This is a genomic window from Ramlibacter sp., from assembly GCF_036383835.1.
GTDB lineage: Bacteria > Pseudomonadota > Gammaproteobacteria > Burkholderiales > Burkholderiaceae_C > Ramlibacter.
Genome location: NZ_DASVNN010000046.1, coordinates 21,277 through 29,307, shown reverse-complemented (window position 1 = coordinate 29,307; position 8,031 = coordinate 21,277). Strand labels below are relative to the sequence as shown.

The window sequence follows — 8,031 nt, the reverse complement described above, 5'->3', positions numbered from 1 at the left end:
GCCGGGCTCTACGCGGGCCGCATGCAGACGCGATGCGTCCGCATGCGGTGCATCACGCCGCGGCGACGGGGATGTTTTTGAATTCGCCGGTGGCGATCTTCTTCGACCACTCCGCCGGGCCCGTCGTGTGCACGCTGGTGCCGCTGGAGTCCACCGCCACCGTCACCGGCATGTCGACCACGTCGAACTCGTAGATCGCTTCCATGCCCAGATCGCCGAATCCGAGGACTCGCGACTGCTTGATGGCTTTGGATACAAGATAGGCCGCGCCGCCGACGGCCATCAGATACGCCGCCTTGTGCTTGCGGATGGAGTCGATCGCCTCGGGGCCGCGCTCGGACTTGCCGATCATGCCGATCAGGCCCGTCTTCGCCAGCATCATCTCGGTGAACTTGTCCATGCGCGTCGACGTCGTCGGGCCCGCGGGGCCCACCACCTCGTCGCGCACCGGATCGACCGGGCCCACGTAGTAGATCACCCGGTTGGTGAAGTCCACCGGCAGCTGCTCGCCCTTGGCGAGCATGTCCTGGATGCGCTTGTGCGCGGCGTCGCGGCCGGTGAGCATCTTGCCGTTCAACAGCAGCGTGTCGCCGGCCTTCCAGGTGGCGATCTCTTCCTTCGTCAGCGTGTTCAGGTCGACGCGCTTGCTCTTCTTCGTATCCGGGGCCCAGTCGATCTTCGGCCACAGGTCCAGGCTCGGCGGATCGATGTAGGCGGGGCCGGAGCCATCGAGCTCGAAGTGCGCATGGCGCGTCGCCGCGCAGTTCGGGATCATCGCCACCGGCTTTCCCGCGGCGTGGCAGGGGAACATCCTGATCTTGATGTCGAGGACGGTGGTGAGGCCGCCCAGGCCCTGCGCGCCGATGCCCAGCGCGTTGACCTTCTCGTACAGCTCCAGGCGCATTTCCTCCAGCTTCGACAGCTTCTCGCCGCGCGAGGACTTCGCCTGCAGCTCGTACATGTCGATGTCCTCCATCAGCGCTTCCTTCGCGGAGAGCACCGCCTTCTCCGCAGTACCGCCGACGCCGATGCCCAGCATGCCGGGCGGGCACCAGCCGGCGCCCATGGTGGGCACCGTCTTCAGCACCCAGTCGACGATGGAGTCGCTCGGGTTGAGCATCGCCATCTTGCTCTTGTTCTCGCTGCCGCCGCCTTTGGCCGCGACCGTCACGTCCACCTTGTTGCCCGGAACGAGTTCGACGTTCACGACGGCGGGCGTGTTGTCCTTGGTGTTCTTGCGCTCGAAGTGCGGGTCGGCCACCACCGAGGCACGCAGGGTGTTGTCCGGGTGCAGGTAGCCGCGGCGCACGCCTTCGTTGACCGCGTCCTCCAGGCTGCCGCTGAAGCCTTCCAGGCGGCACTCCATGCCGATCTTGAGGAACACGTTGACGATGCCGGTGTCCTGGCAGATCGGGCGCTGGCCCGTCGCGCTCATCTTGCTGTTGGTGAGGATCTGCGCGATCGCGTCCTTCGCCGCCGGGTTCTGCTCGCGCTCGTAGGCGCGGGCGAGGTGGGCGATGTAGTCGGCGGGGTGGTAGTAGCTGATGTACTGCAGCGCCGCCGAGATCGATTCGATCAGGTCGGCGGCCTTGATGGTCGTGGTCATGCTCGGGACGGGGGAGGGGCAGGGAGGCGATCCCGATTATCCCAGACGCTGCCGAGCACCCCTTTCCGCACGGGAGGCCTGGCGGGCGCCGCCTGAAGTGTTCCCCGGCCATGGCGCGTGCCGAGTCAGCCTTTCGCAAGACGAGCCGGGCCTGCCGTTCGCGCAGCCAGTCCCTCCGTACATCGCGCGTCCCCGCGCGTGTGCGTACTCCTTCACGCCTTTGGATTAGGGCAGTGCCCTAAGGCTGCTTACAGTTGGTTTCGTTTAACGACGGGAGATGGCGATGGGATTCACCGACAAGTTCCGCGTCCAGCACGACGAAATCCTCGGGCTGGCGACGGAAATCACCGAGCAGCTCCAGGGGAAAGCGGACGCGGGCGCCATGCGCAAGCTCCTCTCCAACCTGGCGGGCAAGGTGAACTTCCACCTCGCGATGGAGGACAAGGCGCTGTATCCGCGGCTGATGGAACAGGATGCGCAGGCCAGCAAGCTGGCCGCACGGTTCCAGAAGGAGATGGGCGGGCTGGCGGGCGTCTTCCTCGACTACAACACCCGATGGCCGCTGGCGGCGATCAAGGCCGATCCGGCCGGCTTCGCCAGCGAGACGCGCAAGGTGTTCGGCGCGCTGGCGCACCGCATCGAGCGCGAGAACACGCAGCTCTATCCGCTGGCCGACCGCAACGTCTGAGGCGGGCGGCAGTACCGTGGCTCGCTCGCGCACCGACGACGACGGCATGGCGGCCCCCGGCCGGCGGGACTGCCTCGCCTGCCAGTGCGCCGGCGTGACCTTCGCCGAGCTGGAGGACGCGGTCGCGGCCGATCCCGATGCGGACGTGCGCTCGCTGGGGCAGCTCCTGGGCTGCGGCGTGCAGTGCGGCAGTTGCATCCCGGCGATCAAGGAAGCGCTCGGCGAGGTCGCCTGGTTCCCGGCCGGCGTCGCCGTGTCGCCGCTCACCCGGGCGCGCAACCTCGCGGGGCACGAGCGGCTGATCTACCGCGTCGAGCTGGCGCTCGCCGACGGCAGCGCCTATCCCGCCGTCCTGCCCGGGCAGCACGTGGTGCTGCGCGCCCGCATCGGCGGCGAGCTGGTGGAGCGCACCTATACGGTGGTCGCGCAGGACCGGCCGGCGGGCCGCCTCACCGTGGCCATCCGGCGCAAGCCCGATGGCCGCATGACGCCGTGGCTGCTGACGCCGCCGGAGAGCGAACCGCCGCGGCGCATCGAGGTGTCGGTGCCCGGCGGGCGGCCGCTGGGCTCGGGCGGCAAGCGCCCCGAAGTGTTCTTCGCCGGCGGCGTGGGCGTGACGCCCGCCATGGCGATGATCAACGCGCTGCCGGCCGGCGCGACCCTGCACCTGCACTACAGCGTGAACGACGCCGACGACGTCGCGTTCCGCGCGGAACTCGCCGCGGGCGCCAAGGCGCGCCCGGGCTTCTCGTATTCGATCCGCGACACGTCCATCGAGGGCAAGCTGCCGCGCAAGTCGATCCGCCGGCGCATGGCGGCCTACCCCGACGCGCTGTTCACGATTTGCGGGCCCGAGGGCTACGTCGCGCACGTGGAGCGCACGCTGCGCGCCGCGGGCGTGGATCCCGCGCGCATCCACGTCGAACGCTTCGCGCTCGCGGCCAGCGGCAAGCCCGCGCAGACGCCGCGCTCGCGAGCCTACATGGCCGGCGCGATGCTCGCCGCGCTGCCGCTGTTCCTGCTGCTGCCCGACTTGCAGGAGCTGCGCCCGCACGGCCACCCGAACGTGGGCCACGAGAGGCTGCAGTGCGTCGCCTGCCACGTCGAGTCGCCCGCGTCGACGCGGCAGGCGCTGCAGGCCAAGGCCAAGCAGGCGCTGGGCATGCGCCAGTCCGGCGCGGTGCTGGGCATGCAGCCGGTGACGTCGGCCACCTGCATCCAGTGCCACGCCAACCCGGACGACCGCCACGCGCCGAACCGCTTCCTGGAGCCGCGCTTCGAGAAGGCGAGGGCGGAGACCGGCGCCCAGATGTGCGTCAGCTGCCATCGCGAGCACTCCGGCACGCGCGTCACCGCGCCCACGGCGACGTATTGCGTGAGCTGCCACCAGGACCTGCAGGTGAAGAACGACCGCACCTCGCCGACGCACGATTTCCTCGTGCGCAACAAGCGCTGGGACACCTGCCTGCAGTGCCACGACTACCACGGCAACCACCGCTGGAGCGCGCCGCTGCGGCTGGAAGACGCGCCGACGCTGCAGTCGCTGCACAAGTACCTGAAGGACGGTGCCTCGCCCTTCGGCAAGACCATCGTCAAGGCGAAGGAAGGCAAACCCTCGTGAAAGTCTCGCGCGGCACGCTCGCGATCTGCGCCGGCACGGTGCTGCTGGGCATCTACCTGTTCGTCTCGGCGCCGCCCGAACTGCCGGACCGCGCCACGGTGCAGGGCCGCATGGTTCCGGCGGAGACGGCGCTGGCGCTGCTCGATGCGGAGAACGCCGCCATCCGCGCCATCTACGCGCGCGAGATCGTGGGCGAGGGCAGCAAGCGCGGGCTGGCCTTCCGCGAGGACTGGAAGAAGGACGGCGTCGCGGCGGGCCCGCTGCCGGCGCTGCTGCTGCGCGAAACATCGAACCGCCTGCAGATGCAGGTGCCCGAGATCGGCCTGTTCCTCGGCTCCGACTACCCGCTGGTCAAGGAGAACCTGTTCAAGGGACAGCAGGCGGTCCATTACCAGGAAGTGAAGAAGACGCTGCGGCCCAAGTTCTTCTTCGACGCCGCCCAGGGCCGTACCACCGCGATGTTCCCCGACCGCGCTTCGGCGCAGTCCTGCGTCACCTGCCACAACGAGCATCCCGGCACGCCGAAGAAGGACTGGGTGCTCAACGAACCGATGGGTGCGACCACCTGGTCCTATGCGGGCAGGCAGGTGAGCCCGGAGACCATGCTGCACCTCGTGCACCAGCTGCGCCGCTCCGCGGTCGACGCCTACGGCTCCTATCTGCAGAAGGTCGGCGGCTTCGCGCCGGAGGCGCGTCCCGCCGTCGGCGACAAGTGGCCGCGCGACGGCTTTTTCCTGCCCGATCGCGAAACCTTCCGGCGGGCCGTGGAACTGCAGAACTCGGTGAACACCCTCAACAGCCTGTTCGCCGCCGCCGACGCGAAGGCGGCCGCCGGAGCCAAGCGATGACGTCTTCTTTCGTTCCCTTCGTCCCCGCGGGGCCGGCGCCGGTCCGCAGGCGCAAGTCCGCGGCGCGTACGCGGCAGCCCGCGACGCGCGTGCGCCGGGCCTCGCAGGCGCGCCTGGGCGGCTGCGTGCTGGTCACGGTGCTGCTGCTGGAAGCGGCCCTGCTGTTCTTCCCGGAGCGCCTGCTGCTCGACCCGATGCAGGCGGCGCACTGGGCCAAGCAGCTCACAGGCTATGCGATGGTCACGCTGATGGTGCTGGCGATGGTGTTCGGCCCGCTGCGCCGCGCACCCGCGATGGCGCGGCACCAGGCCTGGCTGAACGAATGCCACCAGTTCAGCGGCCTGCTGCTGCTCCTGCTGCTGGCCTTCCACATGGGCCGGGCGCCGAGCGGCTTCCTGCAGTACACCTTCCATGTCCTGGCGGCCGGCGTCGCGGCGGGCGCCCTGCGTTCGGTGCTCGGGACGAAAGCATCGCGTGCCCTCGCGCGCACGCTGCTGGTCGCGCACATCAGCCTCTCGTGCCTGGTCGCGGCGGGTGCGATGCTGCACCTGTACCTCGTCTACGCCTATACGGCCTGAGCGGACAACCCTGTGCGCAAGCAGGGGACATCGGCCCGCGCAAGCTGTGGAAAAGCGGTGGTCAGCCGGTGGACGACTCCTCGCCGCCTTCCTGGCCGGAGGAGCGCAGCGCGTGCGAGGCCCGCCGGGTGGCGTGCATCGCCTCCAGCCAGTCGCTGAGGGCTTCGTCGATGTCGCCGGAAGCCAGGGCGCGTTCCTGCGCCTCTTGCTCCCGGACCATGGCGGCCTGGTAGGCGCGCAGGGCCTTGTCTCGGTTCGAAGTTGGCATCGTGCAAGCGTCGGATGAGCAGGAGAGCGACTTTACGGAGCGGAAACCCCGCGCCGGCACGACCGGGCCTCTCGTCCGTCGCGCGGAGCGCCGGACCCCCAAAAAAGTCACCGTCCCGGGGCAAAGCTGCTAGGGTCGGCGCATGGCCACCCGCATTGAACACGACACCTTCGGTCCCATCGGCGTCCCCGCCGACCGCCTGTGGGGCGCGCAGACCCAGCGCTCGCTGCAGAACTTCGACATCTCCGGCGAGCGGCAGCCGCGCGAGATCATCCGTGCGCTGGCGCAGGTCAAGCGGTCCTCCGCCGTCGTGAACCACCTGCTGGGCCTGCTGGACCAGCAGAAGGCCGCGGCCATCGTGGCCGCCGCCGACGAAGTGCTCGCCGGCCAGCTGGACCAGGAGTTCCCGCTGGTCGTCTGGCAGACCGGCTCGGGCACGCAGACCAACATGAACGTCAACGAGGTGCTCGCCAACCGCGCGAGCGAGTTGCTGGGCGGCGCGCGCGGCGAGGGCCGCAAGGTGCATCCCAACGACGACGTGAACAAGAGCCAGTCTTCCAACGACGTCTACCCCACCGCGATGCACATCGCCGCGGTCGATGCGATCCGCAACCAGCTGCTGCCCTCGCTGGCGCGGCTGAAGGACACGCTGGCGGCGAAGTCGCGCGACTTCCGCGACATCGTGAAGATCGGCCGCACCCACCTGCAGGATGCGACCCCGCTCACCCTGGGCCAGGAGTTCTCCGGCTACGTCGCGCAGTTGGAGCAGGCCGACCGCCACCTGCACGCCTCGCTGCCGCATCTGTGCGAACTGGCGCTGGGCGGCACCGCGGTCGGCACCGGGCTCAACGCGCCCAAGGGCTATCCGGAAAAGGTCGCCGAGGAACTCGCACGGCTCACCGGACTGCCGCTGATCACCGCGAACAACAAGTTCGAGGTGATGGCCGCGGCCGATGCGCTGGTGCATGCGCACGGCGCGCTGAAGACGCTCGCGGCGAGCCTGATGAAGATCGCCAACGACGTGCGCTGGCTCGCCAGCGGCCCGCGCAGCGGCATCGGCGAGTTGACGATCCCCGAGAACGAGCCCGGCTCCTCCATCATGCCGGGCAAGGTCAATCCGACGCAGAGCGAGGCGATGACGATGCTGTGCTGCCAGGTGTTCGGCAACGACGTCGCGATCAACTTCGGCGGCGCCTCCGGCAACTTCGAGCTCAACGTGTTCCGGCCGATGATCGCGCACAACTTCCTGCAAAGCGTGCGGCTGCTGGCCGACGGCATGCGCAGCTTCAACGACCACTGCGCGGCGGGCATAGCGCCGAACCGCGAACGCATCGCCGAACTGGTGCAGCGTTCTCTGATGCTGGTGACGGCGCTCAATCCGCACATCGGCTACGACAAGGCGGCCTTCATCGCCAAGAAGGCGCACAAGGAAGGCACCAGCCTGCGCGAGGCGGCGATCGCCTCCGGTCACCTCACCGGCGAGCAGTTCGACCAGTGGGTGAAGCCGGAGCAGATGATCGGCTGAAGCGCTCCACCGCCAGTTCCTTCAGGAGCTCCGCGCCGTGGCGGCTCAGGCGCGTCGCGGGCCGTGCCATCGGCACCAGCAGCACGAGGGCGCTGCGGATCACGGGCGAGTGGATCGCGGCCACGTGCACGCCGGCGCTCTCGGGCAGCGAGCCGATCGCGCTGGCCGGCAGCACGCTGTCGGCGACGCCGCGCGCCACGATCGCCAGCACCGTCTGCACCGAATCCACTTCCGCGATCACCTCCAGCGGCACGCGCCGGGGCAGGGCCTGCTCTTCCAGCAGTCGACGCAGCGCATGCGGACCGCTCGGCATGACCAGGCGGCGTCCCGCCAGCTCCGCGAGGCGCACGCGCGCCGGCAGCGGCTGGCGGCTGGCCAGCACCAGCGGCTCGCGCACCAGCACTTCCTGTTGCAGCTGCGGCGAACGCGGCGGCTCGAAGGCGAGCGCCAGGTCCAGGCGGCCGGCGATCATCGCTTCGCGCAGGCGGATGCTCAGGTCCTCCACCACGGTGATGGTGGCGCCGGGGAACTGCGCGTGGAAGCGCTCGACCAGGTCGGCGGCGAGCACGCGCGCCACCCGCGGCGGCAGGCCCACGGTGAGGCGGCCGCGCGGCTGCGTGCCGCGCTCGCGCATGTCGGCCGCCGCGCGATCCGCCAGCTCGAAGATCGCGCGGGCATGCGCCAGCAGCGCGGCGCCCGCTTCGGTGGGCAGCGCGCCGCGGCCGGTGCGTTCCAGCAGGCGCTGGCCGACTTCCTCCTCCAGCAGCCGCACCTGCCGGCTCAGCGCCGGCTGCGACAGGTGCAGCGCCGCCGCCGCGCGGCTGAAGCTGCGCGCCTCGGCCACGGCGACGAAGTAGGACAGGCGGGTGAGGTCCACGGCCGGATTATGCGTTGCGC

The 8,031-nt window shown here is 69.9% G+C and carries 8 protein-coding genes; 5 read left to right on the top strand and 3 right to left on the bottom strand.

Annotated elements, in window-relative coordinates; genetic code table 11:
* Positions 1–52: 52 nt before the first annotated feature.
* Positions 53–1,606: a fumarate hydratase gene (locus tag VF522_RS07980; protein ID WP_330907704.1), complete on the bottom strand. Its 1,554-nt coding sequence runs from the start codon at positions 1,604–1,606 to the stop codon at positions 53–55.
* A 283-nt stretch (positions 1,607–1,889) separates the two neighbouring features.
* Here VF522_RS07980 and VF522_RS07975 point away from each other — a divergent pair, with 283 nt between their 5' ends.
* Genes VF522_RS07975 through VF522_RS07960 form a run of 4 tightly spaced genes read left to right on the top strand, consistent with a single transcriptional unit; the run spans position 1,890 to position 5,341 of the window.
* Positions 1,890–2,294, top strand: coding sequence for a hemerythrin domain-containing protein (locus VF522_RS07975; RefSeq protein WP_330907703.1), 405 nt, complete (start codon positions 1,890–1,892; stop codon positions 2,292–2,294).
* A 16-nt stretch (positions 2,295–2,310) separates the two neighbouring features.
* Complete coding sequence (locus VF522_RS07970) at positions 2,311–3,915, top strand: FAD-binding oxidoreductase (RefSeq protein ID WP_330907702.1); 1,605 nt, start codon at positions 2,311–2,313, stop codon at positions 3,913–3,915.
* Entirely contained in the window at positions 3,912–4,763 is an 852-nt protein-coding gene (locus VF522_RS07965) for a hypothetical protein (RefSeq protein ID WP_330907701.1), read from the top strand. The genes VF522_RS07970 and VF522_RS07965 overlap by 4 nt, the downstream gene beginning before the upstream one ends.
* Positions 4,760–5,341: a hypothetical protein gene (locus tag VF522_RS07960; protein ID WP_330907699.1), complete on the top strand. Its 582-nt coding sequence runs from the start codon at positions 4,760–4,762 to the stop codon at positions 5,339–5,341. Before VF522_RS07965 ends, VF522_RS07960 begins: the two co-directional genes overlap by 4 nt.
* A 61-nt stretch (positions 5,342–5,402) precedes the next feature.
* On the opposite strand, the gene VF522_RS07955 is transcribed toward VF522_RS07960, so the two are convergent.
* Complete coding sequence (locus VF522_RS07955) at positions 5,403–5,609, bottom strand: hypothetical protein (RefSeq protein ID WP_330907698.1); 207 nt, start codon at positions 5,607–5,609, stop codon at positions 5,403–5,405.
* A 142-nt stretch (positions 5,610–5,751) separates the two neighbouring features.
* Here VF522_RS07955 and fumC point away from each other — a divergent pair, with 142 nt between their 5' ends.
* Positions 5,752–7,134: a class II fumarate hydratase gene (gene fumC / locus VF522_RS07950; RefSeq protein ID WP_330907697.1), complete on the top strand. Its 1,383-nt coding sequence runs from the start codon at positions 5,752–5,754 to the stop codon at positions 7,132–7,134.
* Here the strand turns inward: fumC and VF522_RS07945 are convergent.
* The gene (locus tag VF522_RS07945) at positions 7,082–8,011 is read right to left on the bottom strand and encodes a LysR substrate-binding domain-containing protein (RefSeq protein WP_330907696.1); all 930 of its coding nucleotides are present in this window, start codon (positions 8,009–8,011) and stop codon (positions 7,082–7,084) included. The two genes, fumC and VF522_RS07945, sit on opposite strands and share 53 nt — an antisense overlap.
* Positions 8,012–8,031 lie beyond the last annotated feature (20 nt).